Origin of the sequence: Streptomyces gelaticus, assembly GCF_014649535.1 — a bacterium.
In the GTDB taxonomy this organism is placed as follows: Bacteria; Actinomycetota; Actinomycetes; order Streptomycetales; family Streptomycetaceae; genus Streptomyces; species Streptomyces gelaticus.
In genome coordinates this window covers 176,982-192,532 of sequence record NZ_BMTF01000014.1, presented here as the reverse complement: position 1 = coordinate 192,532, position 15,551 = coordinate 176,982, and the positions used below count along the sequence as shown (strand labels likewise).

Below are 15,551 nucleotides of genomic sequence, written 5' to 3'. Positions count from 1 at the left end.
CAGCGCAGCACGCAACGTCCTCTTCGAAGGACGCCGCATCGTCGCCGCCGGACGGGCGGAGACGCCAAACGCCTGTGGAGCGCCGGTAAGACGGGCATCCGTGCCCGCGCAGCGCGGTGAAGCAGGAAGCCCCCGGAAGGGTCACACGCCCCAGGCCGGAATCCCTGGACTTTAGGCCAGGAAGCACGTCAAGTCAGGCTCCGTTCGATTCACTCATGGGGGAACATGCTGAGCGAGGCTATGGCAGCCCTGGCCGCAGCCGGAGGAACCGTGATCAGAGGTCAGAGGGCCCTTTTCGAGGGCAGGTGACGGCAGGCTGGAGAGCCTGCCACATCGCGATATTCCAATTACTGCTGTTGTGCCACTCCACGGTGTAATCCATGTGCCATCCGGCCTGGTTCTTGATTTCAACGACTTCGCCGTTTGCCTCGAAATTGATCGAGGTGAATCCGGTGCCGTTTAAGGGCGTTCCATCGGGAGTAGTGGAGGGAGGAAGCGGCCGCAGGTGAGGGCGAGCATCGCTGACAGCTGCGGGGGAACCGGTCGTGTACGCCAGCCCTCCCGGCGACCCGTCACCCTCACCCCAGGCCGTGCCGGAGCTGTGCGGGTGCGAAAGGCGGTTACCCGAGGATTCGGGTCGCCACGCGCAACTCAGCCAGCACCCGCGCACCCCTGTCGACCTCCCCACCGGCATCCGGACCCTTGACCCCCGGCTTTCGGCCGCACAGGATCACGCCATGACAGGTGTACGGAGCAGCACAGTCGACGGAGTCCTGGCACGCAGCGCCCGGCGCGCCCCGGACCACACCGCCCTGCGGTACGCGGACCGGTCATGGACGTACGCGGAGCTCGACGCGGCCGTCAGTACCGCCGCCGCCTTCCTCACCGGTGAGCACGGGCTGCGCCCCGGGGACCGGGTCGCTTGCTACGCGCACAACTCCGACGCGTATCTCATCGGCTACCTCGGCTGTGCCCGCGCGGGACTGGTCCATGTGCCGGTCAACCAGAACCTCACCGGCGACGACCTCACGTACATCCTGGAACAGTCCGGCAGCGCGCTCGTCCTCACCGATCCCGCCATCGCCGACCGGATTCCGGCCGCATACCCCGTACGCCCGCTGCGCGACGCACCGGACTCGCTCCTCGCGGCCACCGACACCCCGCGCCCCTTCGCCCCGGAACACGGACCGGCCGCCAAAGACCTCGTCCAGCTGCTCTACACCTCGGGCACCACCGCGCTGCCCAAGGGTGCGATGATGACCCACGGGGCGCTCGTGCACGAGTACATCAGCGCGATCACCGCGCTCGATCTGCGGGCCACCGACCGGCCCGTCCACTCGCTGCCGCTCTACCACTCCGCGCAGATGCATGTCTTCCTGCTGCCCTACCTCGCGGTCGGGGCGCAGAACACCATTCTCGACGCACCGAACGCCGAGCGGATCTTCGACCTGGTGGAGACGGGGCAGGCCGACAGTGTCTTCGCCCCGCCGACCGTGTGGATCGGAATCTCCCAGCACCCCGGCTTCGCCACCCGCGAACTCGGCGGCCTGCGCAAGGCGTACTACGGCGCGTCGATCATGCCCGTGCCCGTACTGGAACGGCTGCGCGAACGGCTGCCCGCGCTCGCCTTCTACAACTGCTTCGGGCAGAGCGAGATCGGCCCGCTCGCCACCGTCCTCGGACCGGACGAGCACGAGGGCCGGATGGACTCCTGCGGCAGGCCTGTCCTCTTCGTCGAGGCCAAGGTCGTCGACGAGGACGGCAAGGAGGTCCCCGACGGCACGGCCGGCGAAGTGGTCTACAGGTCGCCCCAGTTGTGCGAGGGCTACTGGGAGAAACCCGAGGAGACCGCGGAGGCCTTCCGCGACGGCTGGTTCCACTCCGGCGACCTCGCGGTGCGCGATGCCGAGGGCTTCTTCACCGTCGTCGACCGGGTGAAGGACGTCATCAACTCCGGGGGTGTCCTCGTCGCCTCCCGGCAGGTCGAGGATGCCCTCTACACACATCCCGCCGTCGCCGAGGCCGCGGTGATCGGGCTGCCGGACGAGCGCTGGATCGAGGCCGTCACCGCCGTCGTCGTGCTGCGCGGTGACGCGACGGCGGCCGAACTGATCGATCACGCCCGCGAGCGGCTCGCCCACTTCAAGGCCCCGAAGAGGGTGCTCCTCGTGGACGAACTGCCGCGCAACGCCAGCGGGAAGATCCTCAAGCGGGAGCTGCGCGACCGGTTCGCGTGACGGGCCGCCTCCGGTCTCCCGTATCGGGCTTCGGCCGGGGCGAGGGAAGCGGCCGCCGCTCCGGCCGGGTTGATAGGCAAGTCGCGACTTGCCTATGGTGGGGTCATGGCGGAGGATGTCTTCAAGGCGCTGGCCGACCCCACCCGTCGGCGCATCCTGGACGAGCTGGTGGAACGGGACGGTCAGACGCTGTTCGAGATCTGCACCCGGCTGGTGACCGGGCACGGCCTGGGGCTGTCCCGCCAGGCGATCAGCCAGCACCTGGCCGTACTGGAATCGGCGGGCCTGGTCCTTTCGCGACGCCAGGGCCGCTACAAGTTCCACGACCTGAACACCGAACCCCTTGAGCGCATCGTGACCCGGTGGCTCAGGCCCGATGCACCGGAGAAGACCCCATGAGGATCCACCTGTCCAGTGTTTTCGTCGACGACCAGGACAAGGCCCTGCGCTTCTACACCGAAGTGCTGGGCTTCGTGAAGAAGCACGACGTCCCGCTGGGCGAGGCGCGATGGCTGACCGTGGTCGCGCCGGAGGACCCCGAGGGGACGGAACTGCTGCTCGAACCCTCCGGCCATCCCGCGGTGCAGCCGTACAAGACGGCGCTGGTCGAGGACGGCATCCCGGCCACCTCCTTCGCGGTGGACGACGTCCCCGCGGAGTTCGACCGGCTGCGCGGGCTCGGGGTGCGCTTCACCCAGGAGCCCCTGGAGATGGGACCGGTCACCACCGCGGTCCTCGACGACACCTGCGGCAACCTGATCCAGATCGTGCACAGCCGGCAGTGAGCCGGCGCGGCCGCCGGCCGGGCCCGGTCGTCCGGGCGCTCGGCCGACGGTGGTCCGGCGAGGTCTAACGCCCGCCGCGCTCGTCCACGATCCGCTTGAACTTCCCGACCGACCGCTCCAGCGTCTCCGGATCGACGATCTCGACCGCGACCGACACCCCGATCCCGTCCTTGACGGCCGCCGTGATCGACGCCGCGGCCGCCGCCCGCTGCTCCGGGCCGGCCCCCGCCCGCGCCTCCGCCCGCACGGTCAGCGCGTCGAGACGGCCCTCGCGGGTCAGCCGCAGCTGGAAGTGGGGTGCCACGCCCGGTGTGCGCAGCACGATCTCCTCGATCTGGGTCGGGAAGAGATTCACGCCGCGCAGGATCACCAGATCGTCGCTGCGCCCGGTCACCTTCTCCATCCGCCGGAACACCCGGGCGGTGCCCGGCAGCAGCCGGGTCAGGTCCCGGGTCCGGTAGCGGATCACCGGCATGGCCTCCTTGGTGAGCGAGGTGAAGACCAGCTCGCCCTCCGCGCCCTCCGGCAGCACCTCGCCGGTGAACGGGTCGACCACCTCGGGATAGAAGTGGTCCTCCCAGACGTGCAGGCCGTCCTTGGTCTCGACGCACTCCTGCGCCACACCGGGCCCCATCACCTCCGAGAGGCCGTAGATGTCGACCGCGTCGATCGCGAACCGCTCCTCGATCTCGCGCCGCATCTCCTGCGTCCACGGCTCGGCACCGAAGATCCCGACCTTCAGTGAGGTCGTACGCGGATCGACGCCCTGCCGTTCGAACTCGTCGAGCAGTGTCAGCATGTACGACGGGGTCACCATGATGATCTCGGGACGGAAGTCCTGGATCAGCTGGACCTGGCGGGCGGTCATGCCTCCGGAGGCGGGGACGACCGTGCAGCCGAGCCGCTCCGCCCCGTAGTGCGCGCCGAGTCCGCCGGTGAACAGTCCGTAACCGTACGCCACATGGATCTTCTGCCCGGGACGTCCACCGGCGGCCCGGATGGAGCGGGCGACCACGTCGGCCCAGGTGTCCAGGTCCCGCTGGGTGTAGCCGACGACGGTCGGGCGGCCTGTCGTCCCGCTGGACGCGTGGATCCGGCGCACGCGCTCCTCGGGGACGGCGAACATGCCGAAGGGGTAGTTGTCCCGCAGGTCGGCCTTGGTCGTGAAGGGGAAACGGGCGAGATCGGCGAGCGTACGGCAGTCGTCCGGACGCAGCCCGGCCTTGTCGAACGCGGCCCGGTAGTGGCCGACGTTCTCGTACGCGTGGCGCAGCGTGGCCCGCAACCGCTCCAGCTGGAGTGCTTCCAGCTCGTCCCGGCCCAGTCGCTCCGCCTCGTCCAGCAGGGACGTCATCCGGATCTCCCTCTTCCGAGCAGACGACCGATCATTCGGTCGATCTTTCGAGAGTAGTAATTCAGGATGTTCCGCTCCTTGGCAAGAGGGGTGACGCAGCTCGTCCGGGCTGCGGATTCGCTCATACCGAACATGGGTGCGCCGCACGTACGGCCCTGTTTGGATGGCGTCCATGCCGATCTTCCACGCACACGACGGGACCGAACTCGCCTACCGCGTTCTGGGGGAGGGGGCTTCGCTGATCTGCCTGCCCGGCGGCCCGATCCGGGCCGGTGCATACCTGGGAGACCTCGGCGGGCTCAGTACCCACCGCCGGCTCGTGGTGCCGGATCCGCGCGGCGCCGGTGACTCCGCGGTGCCGGACGACCCGTCGGCCTACCGCTGCGACCGGCTGGTGGACGACATCGAGGCGCTGCGCGAACACCTCGGCGAGGACCGCATCGACCTGCTCGCCCACTCCGCCGCCGGGAACCTGGCCGCGCTCTACGCCGCGCGGTACCCGGAGCGGCTGCGTACGCTCACCCTCGTCACTCCCGGCACCTCGGCGGTCGGTATCGAGGTCACCGAACAGGACTGGTACGAGGCGAGCGAACTCCGGCGCGACGAACCGTGGTTCCCGGCCGCACGGGCCGCCCTGGACGACTTCCTGGCGGGGGGTGCCGCGGACGACGTCCGGGCCGCTGTCGCGCCACTCGTCTACGGGCGCTGGGACGAGGCCGCCCGTGCACATGCCGCCGCCGGGCCCGGACAGACCAACTCCGGTGCCGCCGCCTTCTATTACGGGGACGGGGCCTTCGATCCGGCCGCCACCGTTGCCGCGCTGGCGACGGTCACCGCACCGGTGCTCGTCCTCGCGGGGGAGTACGACGGAGGGCCCACCCCGGACCGCGCCGCCGAACTGGTCGCGCTCTTCCCGAACGCCGAGTTCGTCGTGCAGCGCGGCGCCGCACACTTCCCCTGGCTGGACGACCCGGGCGCCTTCGTCCGTACCGTGGAGGCCTTCCTCGACCCGGACGTGCTCAGTGTGCAGGCCGGTGGCACCCGGCTGGCCCACCGGGTGTGGGGGGATCCGTCGGCGCCGCCCGTCGTGCTCGCCCACGGCCGCTCGGGCGACAGTCGGACCTGGACCGTGATCGCCGAACACCTCGCGGCCGAACACCGGGTGTACGCCTTCGACTTCCGCGGTCACGGGCTCAGCGACTGGCCCGGCCGCTACTCCTTCGAGCTGTTCCGGGACGACTTGCACGCCTTCCTGGAGGCCCGCAACCTGGCGGGCGCCACCGTGATCGGGCACTCCATGGGCGCCGCTGCCGCCTATCTGCTCGCCGAGCGGGAACCCGGGCTGATCGGCCGGCTCGTCCTGGAGGAGGTACCGCCGCCGTTCCCGCTCGATCCGCCGCGCGCCCCCGCCGGGCGGCCCGACAAGGACCTGGACTTCGACTGGCCGGTGGTGCCGTCGACCGATGCCCAGCTGAACCGACCGGACCCCGCCTGGGGGGAACGCCTCGGCGAGATCACCGCCCCCACCCTCGTCATAGGCGGCGGCCCCACCAGCCAGATCGCCCAGGAAGGACTGGTCCGGCTGGCGGAGCGGATACCCGGCGGCCAGTTCGTCACGATCGATGCCGGACACCTCGTTCACACCGAGAAACCGGGTGAATTCCTCGCGGAAATAAGAAAGTTCGGTCTTTCCTGAGTGGGCGTCAGGAACGCTGCAGCAGGGTGGTCAGGACCTCGTCGAGGGTGCTCTCCGCATCCGCTGCGGGGCCCGTCGACCGCCAGGCCACGAAACCGTCGGGACGCACCAGGACGGCACCCTCGGCCGTCGTCCCGTGGAGAGCGGCCCAGTCCGCGCCGTTCTCCGGCTCCAGCTCGGCGCCCGGACCGATGCCGTACGCGTGCAGCCGGACCTGGAGCCGGTCGGCCACCCGCGCCGCCGCCCGGCGCCACGCCACGTCCGCACCGTCCGTGAGCAGCACCATCGTCTGCTCGTACAGATCCAGTGTGGACTTGCGCTCGCCTCCCTGATGAACCCACAGATGCGGTGCACGACTTCCCGGTTCTCCACTCAGCTGCATCCCCTGCGGCACCACCGGCTGCTCGGGGTCGGTGCCCAGCACCGCGCCGCGGACATAGCGGTAACCCAGAGCCACGCCGAGCATGCCGCCCTGCTTTCCGCCGCCCACGCCGGGCGCCGCCGAATACCCCGGGTGGCTGTGCTCGCTGGAGCGCGCCGAAGCCCGTGCGCTCGTCGCCCGCGCCACCGGCAGCCGTTCCGCCTCGTACGTGTCCAGCAGCCCCGGACCCGCCTCGCCCTTCAGCACGGCGGCGAGCTTCCAGGCCAGGTTGTGCGCGTCCTGAATACCGGTGTTGGAGCCGAACGCCCCGGTGGGGGACATCTCGTGGGCCGAGTCGCCGGCGAGGAAGACCCGGCCGGAGGAGTACCGTTCGGCGACCCGCTCCGCGGCGTGCCACGGCGCCTTGCCGGTGATCTCGACATCGATGTCCGGAGCGCCGACCGCGGTACGGATGTGCTCTGCACACCGCTCGTCGGTGAAGTCCTCCAGAGTTTCGCCGAGTTGGGGCTTCCACGGCGCATGGAACACCCAGTCCTTCGTGTTGTCGACCGGCAACAGGGCGCCGTCCGCAGCGGGGTTGGTGAGATAGCAGACGATGAAGCGGCGCTCGCCCAGCACATCGGCGAGCTTCCGGGAGCGGAAGGTGATGCTGACGTTGTGGAAGAGGTCGCCGGGCCCCGTCCGGCCGATGCGCAGCTGTTCGCGAATGGGGCTGCGCGGCCCGTCGGCCGCGACGAGGTAGTCCGCGCGCACACTGATGTGCTCGCCGGTCTCCCGGTTCTTCAGTACCGCGTCCACCCCTGACGGGTCCTGGTCGAAGCTCTGCATCTCGGTGGAGAAGCGCAGGTCACCGCCCTGCTCCCGGGCCTGCTTCAGCAGCACCGGCTCCAGGTCGTTCTGGCTGCACAGGCACCAGCCGGTCGGACTGAACCGGGCGATCCCACCACCCGGGTCGATCTCCTTGAACAGCCACTCCTGATCGTCCCCGGTGAGCGAACCGGCTTGCAGGATCCCGTGGTTGTCGGCGAGGACCGAGGCCGCCCGCCGGATGTCCGCCTCGGCACCCGCGGTACGGAAGACCTCCATCGTGCGGACGTTGTTGCCGCGGCCGCGGGGGTGTGTCGAGGTGGCCCGGTGCCTCTCGACCAGCAGGTGCTCGATCCCGAGCCGGCCGAGGAAGACCGAGGCGGACAGACCCACCAGGGAGCCGCCCACGATGAGGACCGGTACGCGAATGTCGACGTTCTCGTTCATCAGTTGCTCCAGCTCGGACGCCGTTCGGTTGCATTGTTCAATGCCCTGGTGAGAGCGGTTCGGACGGCTGCTCACCTGAACGGTTCATAAATCTCGCGCCACCCGGACCAGCGTTTCACGATCGGTCACGGAGACGACACCCGCGGCCTTGGGGGCGGACCATTCGCATCCGCCGGGAGAGTCCCCGCTCCGAATCCACTCGCCAACCGACGGTTGACGGCATGCCACCCGGCTCGACCCACGAAACCGTCTCGAAGGAGATCGAAAGATGACCACCACCCTCTCGGAACGGATCTCCCAGTCCGCCTTCGACGGTTCCCGGCTGCGCGTCGTGCTGCTGCTGGACCTCTACGACGGGGCCCAGAAGGAGTTCCTGGAGGCGTACGAACACCTGCGCAACCAGGTGGCGTCCGTTCCCGGACACATCAGCGACCAGCTGTGCCAGTCCATCGAGAACCCCTCCCAATGGCTGATCACCAGCGAGTGGGACAGCGCACCTCCCTTCCTCGCCTGGGTGAACAGCGAGGAGCACGTCGCGACGGTCCAGCCGCTGCACAACTGCGTGCGCGACACCCGCTCGCTGCGCTTCAGCGTCCTGCGGGAGACCGGGAAGGCCTTCGAGATGGCGCCCGAGACGGCCAAGGGCCGGCTCCAGGCGTCCCCGCGTCTGGGCGACGGGGTGGTGCGCCACGCGCTCACCTTCACCGTCAAGCCGGGCACCGAGGACATCGTCGCGAAGATCCTGGCCGACTACGACTCCCCGAACGCACGGGTCGACGAGGACACCCGGCTGCGCCGCACCTCGCTCTTCATGCACGGAAACCGCGTCGTGCGGGCCGTCGAGGTCGAGGGTGACCTGCTCGCCGCGCTGCGCCACGTCGCCCGGCAGCCCGAGGTCAGAGCCGTCGAAGAGGCCATCAACCCGTATCTGGAGCAGGACCGGGACCTCAGCGACCCGGACTCCGCCCGGATGTTCTTCACCCGGGCGGCGCTCCCGACCGTCCACCACGTGACCGCCGGACGGCACAAGGCGGAGGACATCCGCCGGCACGCCCTCTTCTACCAGGCCAAGGAGGGATGCGGGATGGCCCTCGCCCGGCTCCTCGCCGAGCACGACGAGGAGGCGGCCGACGACCCGGCGAGCATCATCGACAGCAGCACCATCTTCCAGCGCGACGACGTCGTCGTCCGCCTCCTCGAAGCGGCCGAACCGATCGACGCGCAGCCCGCCCAGGCGGTGGGCATCGACGGCCCCGGCAAGGTGGCCAGGCTCGGGCGTCTCCTCGACGGCGGCAGCAACGCCGTACCCGCCGACGAGCAGGGCGTCTCGCGCTTCCTCGAGCAGTCCGAGATGACCCTGATCACGGATCGGCGGGCCATGGAGTCCTGAACCGCGCATCCGCACCCTGGGGGGTTCTCGCTCAACCCGTCACCACAACGCGCAATGCGCCAGGAGGAAAACAGTCATGACCATGCACCGGCCACGCATCGTGGACCTCAGCGAGACGCAGCCCAACCGCAGGCGTGGCGGAGATCTCCGCGCCATGCTCACACCGACTGCGGTGGGAGCCACCAGCGGCTTCATGGGACTGGCGATCGTTCAGCCCGGCGACCGCATCGGCGAGCACTACCACCCGTACTCCGAGGAGTTCGTGTACGTCGTGAACGGCCTGCTGGAAGTGGACCTGGACGGTGAACCGCACCGGATGCGGCCCGACCAGGGCCTGCTGATCCCTCCCCATGTACGCCACCGCTTCCGCAACGTGGGCGACGTCGAGGCACGCATGGTCTTCCACCTCGGTCCGCTCGCCCCGCGTCCGGAACTCGGCCACGTCGACACCGAGCACACCGAATCCGCCGACCGCGTCACGCCTCCGGAACGAACGGAGGCCGCCTCATGACCCGCCGCGTGGCGGTCACCGGCGTCGGCGTCGTCGCCCCCGGCGGCATCGGCGCACCGGCCTTCTGGGACCTCCTCGCGAACGGACGGACCGCGACCAGGGGCATCACGCTCTTCGACCCGGCCGGGTTCCGCTCCCGGATCGCCGCCGAGTGCGACTTCGACCCGGCGGCGCACGGCCTGGACGCCGACACCGTCGACCGCTCGGACCGCTACATCCAGTTCGCCATGGTGGCCGCCAGGGAGGCCCTCGGCGACGCCGGCCTCGACCCGGAGAAGGTGGACCCCTGGCGGATCGGGGTGTCGCTGGGCACCGCGGTCGGCGGTACCACCCGGCTGGAGCACGACTACGTCGCCGTCAGCGAGAGCGGTGCCCGCTGGGACGTCGACCACCGCTCGGCCGGCCCCCACCTGGAGCGGGCCTTCTCACCCAGCTCCCTCGCCTCGGCCGTGGCCGAGCAGGTCGGCGCGCACGGCCCGGTGCAGACCGTCTCGACGGGTTGCACCTCCGGCCTCGACGCGATCGGGTACGCCTTCCAGTCCATCGAGGAGGGCCGCATCGACGTGTGTGTCGCCGGAGCGTCCGACTCCCCGATCACCCCGATCACCGTGGCCTGCTTCGACGCGATCAAGGCCACGTCGCCGAACAACGACGACGCCGAGCACGCCTCCCGGCCGTTCGACGCACGTCGCGACGGCTTCGTCATGGGCGAGGGCGGAGCGGTCCTCGTCCTGGAGGAGCTGGAGCACGCCCGTGCCCGCGGTGCCACCGTCTACTGCGAGATCGCGGGCTACGCCACCTTCGGCAACGCCTACCACATGACCGGGCTGACCCCGGAGGGCCTGGAGATGGCCGAGGCGATCAACCGGGCGCTGGGCCACGCCCGCATGGACGGCTCGCAGATCGACTACGTCAACGCGCACGGCTCCGGAACCAAGCAGAACGACCGGCACGAGACGGCCGCCGTGAAGCGGGCACTGGGCGCACACGCCTTCGACATCCCGATGAGTTCGATCAAGTCCATGGTCGGCCACTCGCTGGGGGCCATCGGAGCGATAGAAATCGCGGCCTGCGTACTGGCACTGGAGCACCAGACGGTGCCGCCGACGGCGAACTACGAGAGCCCCGACCCCGAATGCGACCTCGACTACGTGCCGCGCACCGCACGCCCCCTGAAGCTGCGCAGCGTCCTCTCGGTGGGCAGCGGCTTCGGCGGCTTCCAGTCCGCGGTGGCCCTGACCCGTGCAGGTGGGAGGACACCATGAGAACCCGCAAAGCCCGGCGCACCGTCGTCACCGGCATCGGTGTGGTCGCCCCCAACGGAAACAACACCGAGGCCTTCTGGAAGCGGACGCACGAAGGAATGAGTGTCCTGGACCGGGTCACCCGCGAGGGCTGCGAGCACCTGCCCCTGCGGGTCGCGGGCGAGGTGCGGGGATTCGAGGCGGACGAGCTGATCGAGGAGCGATTCCTCGTCCAGACCGACAAGTTCACGCACTTCGCGATGGCCGCCGCGGACATCGCGCTGGACGACGCCCGGCTCGGCCGCGCCGACTACGAGAGCTCACCCTTCGACGTCGGTGTGGTGACCGCCGCCGGTTCCGGCGGCGGCGAGTTCGGCCAGCGCGAACTCCAGCGGCTCTGGGGACAGGGGCCCACCTACGTGGGTCCGTATCAGTCCATCGCCTGGTTCTACGCGGCCAGCACCGGCCAGATCTCGATCCGCGGCGGCTTCAAGGGTCCGTGCGCGGTCGTGGCCAGCGACGAGGCCGGTGGCCTGGACGCACTGGCGCACGCCGCCCGCTCCATCCGCGGCGGCACCGAAGCGGTGGTGGTCGGCGCGGCCGAGGCCCCGCTGGCCCCCTACTCGGTCGTCTGCCAGCTCGGGTACGAGGACCTGAGCACCGTCGAGGACCCCACCTGTGCCTACCGGCCGTTCACCTCGGGCGCCTGCGGCTTCGTGCCGGCCGAGGGCGGCGCCATGCTGGTGGTCGAGGAGGAGCAGTCGGCGCGCCGGCGCGGCGCCAAGGTCCGGGCCGAACTCGCCGGTCACGCCGCCACGTTCACCGGTGCGGCCAGGTGGGAGGAGTCCCGGGAGGGGCTCGCCCAGGCGATCATCGGCGCGCTGCGGGAGGCCGACTGCGCACCGGACGAGATCGATGTCGTGTTCGCGGACGCCCTCGGCGTACCCGCGGCCGACCGTGCGGAGGCGCTGGCGATCGCCGATGCCCTCGGCGCGCACGGCAAGCGGGTCCCGGTGACGGCGCCCAAGACCGGTATCGGACGCGCCTACTGCGGTGCACCGGCGCTGGACGTGGCCGCCGCGGTGCTCTCCATGGAGAACGCGCTCATACCGCCCACCCCGAACGTCTTCGAGGTGTGCCACGACCTCGACGTGGTCACCGGCTGCGCCCGCCCCGCCGAGCTGCGCACGGCGTTGGTGCTCAGCCGCGGGCTCATGGGCTCGAACGCGGCGATGGTGCTGCGGTGCTCCACCGACCCCCAATCGTGAGAAGGAGAAGTCCTCATGACCGACCGACTGACCTATACGGAACTCGCCGTCCTGATGAAGAAGGGCGCCGGAGTCACCGTCGACCCGCGCGACATGGAGCAGCGCCCCGGATCGGCCTTCGACGAGTACGGCCTCGACTCGCTGGGCCTCCTCGGCATCGTGGGCGTGCTGGAGAACCGGCACGGCCGGGCGTTGCCGGCCGACGCCGACCGTTGCAGGACCCCCCAGGAATTCCTCGACCTCGTCAACAACAGCCTCATGACAGGAGCCTGACGTGCCCGGACACACCGAGAACGAGATCACCATCGCCGCCCCCCTGGACCTGGTCTGGGACGTGACGAACGACCTGGAGAGCTGGCCCCGGCTGTTCAGCGAGTACGCCGCGGTCGAGATCATCGAGAGGGACGGCGACAGCACCACCTTCCGTCTGACGATGCACCCCGACGAGAACGACAAGGTGTGGAGCTGGGTGTCCGAGCGGACCGTGAATCGCGCCGAGCGCACCGTCCTCGCCCGCCGTGTCGAGCCCGGCCCCTTCCAGCACATGAACATCCGCTGGGAGTACTCGGAGGTCCCCGGCGGAACCAAGATGCACTGGACCCAGGACTTCGCGATGCGACCCGACGCACCCGTCGACGACGCCTGGATGACCGACAACATCAACCGCAACTCCAAGGTCCAGATGGAGCTGATCCGGGACAAGATCGAGCAGCGTGCCCGGGAGCGCCGCACCGCCTCGGTCGGGGCCAGCTGACCCCGCCATCCGCCGACGGTCCGGCACCCGGCCTCCGGGCCGGGTGCCGGACCGGGAACCAGAAAGGCATCTCCCGATGCATCACGCTCTGATCGTCGCCCGGATGGTCCCGGGATCTGCCCCGGACATCGCGGATCTGTTCGCGGCGTCCGACAGCGGCGAACTGCCGCACCTCGTCGGCGTCACCAGGCGCAAGCTCTTCCAGTTCGGCGACGTGTACCTGCACCTGATCGAGTCGGAGAACCCGCCCGGCCCCGAGATCGCGAAGGTGACCGAGCACCCGGAGTTCAAGGACATCAGCAAGAAGCTCACCGCCTATGTGAGCGCGTACGACCCGAAGACCTGGCGAGGTCCCAAGGACGCCATGGCCCACGAGTTCTACCGGTGGGAGCGCGGCAACCCCGCCTGAGGACCGGCGATCGCCCCGGGTCCGGCCTTTCGGCCGGGCCCGGGGCGATGTGACGTCGTGCCGGGGGAGTGGTGGTCAGCCGGGGACGACGCAATCGAAGGCGTGGAGGTAGGCGTTGACCGGGACGACGTCACCGATCAGCAGCCCGGCGTCCGAGATCCGGGTGACCAGGCTCTCCCTGGTGTGCTTCGCGCCGCCGACGTTGAGGAGCAGCAGCAGGTCCATCGCGGTGGTGAACCGCATCGAGGGGGTGTCGTCGACGAGGTTCTCGATGACGACGACCCTGGCCCCCGGACGGGCCGCCGCGACGACGTTGCGCAGCGTCCGGCGGGTGCTGTCGTCGTCCCACTCCAGGATGTTCTTGATGATGTAGAGGTCGGCCCGGACGGGGATGGCCTCGCGGCAGTCACCGGCGACGATCCGGGTCCGGCCGACGAGCGCGCCCTCGTCCCGCAGCCGGGCGTCCGCCCGCGCCACCACGCCCGGCAGGTCCATCAGAGTGCCGTGGAGCGCCGGGTCCTTCTCCAGCAGGCTCGCCAGGACGTGCCCCTGGCCGCCGCCGATGTCGGCGACCGAGGACACCCCGGAGAGGTCGAGGAGTTCGGCGACGTCCAGCGCGGACTGCACGCTGGAGGTGGTCATCGCGCGGTTGAAGATCTGCGCGGACTCGTGGGCGTCCTGGTGCAGGTAGTCGAAGAACCCCTTGCCGTGCACGTCCGCGAAGACGCTCTCGCCGGTGCGCACCGCGTCGTCGAGGCGCGGCCAGACGTCCCAGGTCCAGGGCTCGGTGCACCACAGCGAGATGGAGCGCAGGCTGTTGGGGTCGTCCTCGCGCAGCAGGCGCGACATCTCCGTGTGGGCGAACTGCCCATCCGGGGTCTCGGTGAAGATCCCGTAGCAGGACAGGGCGCGCAGCAGCCGCCGCAGCGGCGCCGGCTCGGCCTTCACCAGTGCCGCGAGTTCCTGCACCGTCGCGGGCGTCTCGCCCAGCGCGTCGGCGACGCCCAGGCGGGCGGCGGCGCGCACGGCGGCGGCCCTGGCCGCGCCGAAGACGAGCTCACGCAGCTGCATGGCCGGCTGCGGGGGAGCGACGGGAGGCGGGAGGGCGGTGTGTACAGGGGTGGGGGTGGGTGTGGGGCTCACAGTGGTCATGCTGTTTCGCTTCTCCTCGTGCGGGGGTGCACCGGTCAGCACATCCCGGCCGGTGCGGACTTGGCGCAGACGTTGTCGGTGAAGGTGTTGCCCTTACCGGTGTCCCCATTGGCGAGGTCGGCCGGCTTGTTGCCGAGCACGACGTTGCCGCTGATGGTGTTGCCGGTGTTCTTGGTGCCCACGAAGCTCTTGAACAGGACGACACCGCCGGACATCGGAGTGGCGCCGGAGTTGTCGCGGATCGTGTTCGAGCGCACCTTGGTGTCCGCGGCGCCGGTGAGCACGATGCCGGAGCCCTGGAGGGCCGACAGCCGTTCGGTCGCGGAGCAGAACTTGTTGTTGCCGGTGATCCTGTTGGACTCGACCGTCATGGCTCCGGCCTGCGGCTTTCCCTCGTCGCCCACGACGAACACACCGGTGCAGTTTCCGGTGACGCTGTTGTCGTGGACCGACAGGTTGCGCACCCGCCTGGCGGTGAATCCGATCCGGTTGTCGGTGAGTGTGTTGCCCCGGACCTCGGTGCCCAGGGTGTCGGTGGCGCCGCCCTCCTTGTCCACGGTGTTCGCGACGAAGATGCCCGCGTCGCCGTTGGCACGGGCGGTGTTGTCCATGAACGCACCGCGGGTGGAACGCTCCTGGGCGATGCCCCAGATGCCGTTGTGTTCGGCGGTCACCCGCCGGACGGTCAGCCGGTCGGTCCCGGAGGCCCAGACGCCGTTCTTCTTGAATCCGGTGACGGTCAGCGACTCGATGCGGACGCCGTCCACGGTCCGGCCCGCCGGGCCCTGGACGCAGATTCCGTTGCCGGCCTTCGCGCAGGCGCCGGAGGCTCCCGCACCGGAATCGGCCGGCCGCAGCACGGTCCGGCTGCCGGAGCCGCGCAGGGTCACATCGGCCTTGCCGACCAGCACGCTCTCGCGGTACGTGCCGGGCTGCACCACGACGGTGTCACCCGGCTGGGCGGCGTCCACCGCCTTCTGAATCGATTCGCCCGGGTGGACCACCTGCGCGCTCTCGGCGGAGGCGGAGTGAATGACCAGCCCGATTCCCGCGGCCGAGAGGACCGCGACGGGGACCAGGATCTTGATGGTTCGTTTCCTCATGAGCCGAAGCTA

The 15,551-nt window shown here is 70.0% G+C and carries 15 protein-coding genes; 11 read left to right on the top strand and 4 right to left on the bottom strand.

The window, feature by feature from the left end; translation table 11 throughout:
• Positions 1-737: 737 nt before the first annotated feature.
• From IE107_RS21105 to IE107_RS21095, 3 genes are all read left to right on the top strand, one after another.
• Positions 738-2,237, top strand: coding sequence for an acyl-CoA synthetase (locus IE107_RS21105; protein WP_189545385.1), 1,500 nt, complete (start codon positions 738-740; stop codon positions 2,235-2,237).
• A gap of 105 nt (positions 2,238-2,342) precedes the next feature.
• A complete protein-coding gene (locus IE107_RS21100) occupies positions 2,343-2,636 on the top strand; it encodes an ArsR/SmtB family transcription factor (protein WP_189545384.1) in 294 nt (97 codons plus the stop codon).
• Positions 2,633-3,022, top strand: coding sequence for a VOC family protein (locus IE107_RS21095; RefSeq protein ID WP_189545383.1), 390 nt, complete (start codon positions 2,633-2,635; stop codon positions 3,020-3,022). Before IE107_RS21100 ends, IE107_RS21095 begins: the two co-directional genes overlap by 4 nt.
• A gap of 64 nt (positions 3,023-3,086) precedes the next feature.
• Here IE107_RS21095 and paaK read toward each other — a convergent pair whose 3' ends face one another.
• A complete protein-coding gene (gene paaK / locus IE107_RS21090; RefSeq protein ID WP_189545382.1) occupies positions 3,087-4,376 on the bottom strand; it encodes a phenylacetate--CoA ligase PaaK in 1,290 nt (429 codons plus the stop codon).
• 172 nt (positions 4,377-4,548) lie between these two features.
• On the opposite strand from paaK, the gene IE107_RS21085 reads away from it, so the two are divergent.
• Positions 4,549-6,072 (top strand): alpha/beta fold hydrolase, encoded by a 1,524-nt coding sequence (locus IE107_RS21085; RefSeq protein WP_189545381.1) that lies wholly within the window; start codon positions 4,549-4,551, stop codon positions 6,070-6,072.
• Positions 6,073-6,079: 7 nt separating this feature from the next.
• Here the strand turns inward: IE107_RS21085 and IE107_RS21080 are convergent, their stop codons facing one another.
• Positions 6,080-7,708 carry an FAD-dependent oxidoreductase gene (locus IE107_RS21080; RefSeq protein WP_189545380.1) on the bottom strand — a complete coding sequence of 543 codons (1,629 nt, stop codon included), beginning with the start codon at positions 7,706-7,708 and terminating at the stop codon, positions 6,080-6,082.
• Positions 7,709-7,976: 268 nt separating this feature from the next.
• On the opposite strand from IE107_RS21080, the gene IE107_RS21075 reads away from it, so the two are divergent.
• The 7 genes from IE107_RS21075 to IE107_RS21045 all read left to right on the top strand — a co-directional run bounded on the left by IE107_RS21075 (position 7,977) and on the right by IE107_RS21045 (position 13,284).
• Positions 7,977-9,098 carry a SchA/CurD-like domain-containing protein gene (locus IE107_RS21075; RefSeq protein WP_189545379.1) on the top strand — a complete coding sequence of 374 codons (1,122 nt, stop codon included), beginning with the start codon at positions 7,977-7,979 and terminating at the stop codon, positions 9,096-9,098.
• 76 nt (positions 9,099-9,174) lie between these two features.
• A complete protein-coding gene (locus IE107_RS21070; protein WP_189545378.1) occupies positions 9,175-9,609 on the top strand; it encodes a cupin domain-containing protein in 435 nt (144 codons plus the stop codon).
• Positions 9,606-10,874: a beta-ketoacyl-[acyl-carrier-protein] synthase family protein gene (locus IE107_RS21065; protein ID WP_189545377.1), complete on the top strand. Its 1,269-nt coding sequence runs from the start codon at positions 9,606-9,608 to the stop codon at positions 10,872-10,874. The genes IE107_RS21070 and IE107_RS21065 overlap by 4 nt, the downstream gene beginning before the upstream one ends.
• The gene (locus tag IE107_RS21060; protein WP_189545376.1) at positions 10,871-12,121 is read left to right on the top strand and encodes a ketosynthase chain-length factor; all 1,251 of its coding nucleotides are present in this window, start codon (positions 10,871-10,873) and stop codon (positions 12,119-12,121) included. The genes IE107_RS21065 and IE107_RS21060 overlap by 4 nt, the downstream gene beginning before the upstream one ends.
• A 15-nt stretch (positions 12,122-12,136) precedes the next feature.
• A complete protein-coding gene (locus IE107_RS21055) occupies positions 12,137-12,394 on the top strand; it encodes an acyl carrier protein (RefSeq protein ID WP_189545375.1) in 258 nt (85 codons plus the stop codon).
• A gap of 1 nt (position 12,395) precedes the next feature.
• Complete coding sequence (locus IE107_RS21050; protein WP_189545374.1) at positions 12,396-12,875, top strand: SRPBCC family protein; 480 nt, start codon at positions 12,396-12,398, stop codon at positions 12,873-12,875.
• Between the two features lie 76 nt (positions 12,876-12,951).
• Positions 12,952-13,284, top strand: coding sequence for a TcmI family type II polyketide cyclase (locus tag IE107_RS21045; RefSeq protein ID WP_189545373.1), 333 nt, complete (start codon positions 12,952-12,954; stop codon positions 13,282-13,284).
• 75 nt (positions 13,285-13,359) lie between these two features.
• Here IE107_RS21045 and IE107_RS21040 read toward each other — a convergent pair whose 3' ends face one another.
• Together IE107_RS21040 and IE107_RS21035 are read right to left on the bottom strand one after the other, a co-directional pair.
• Positions 13,360-14,436 (bottom strand): methyltransferase, encoded by a 1,077-nt coding sequence (locus IE107_RS21040; protein ID WP_189545372.1) that lies wholly within the window; start codon positions 14,434-14,436, stop codon positions 13,360-13,362.
• Between the two features lie 35 nt (positions 14,437-14,471).
• Positions 14,472-15,539 carry a right-handed parallel beta-helix repeat-containing protein gene (locus IE107_RS21035; protein ID WP_189545371.1) on the bottom strand — a complete coding sequence of 356 codons (1,068 nt, stop codon included), beginning with the start codon at positions 15,537-15,539 and terminating at the stop codon, positions 14,472-14,474.
• Positions 15,540-15,551: the final 12 nt, after the last annotated feature.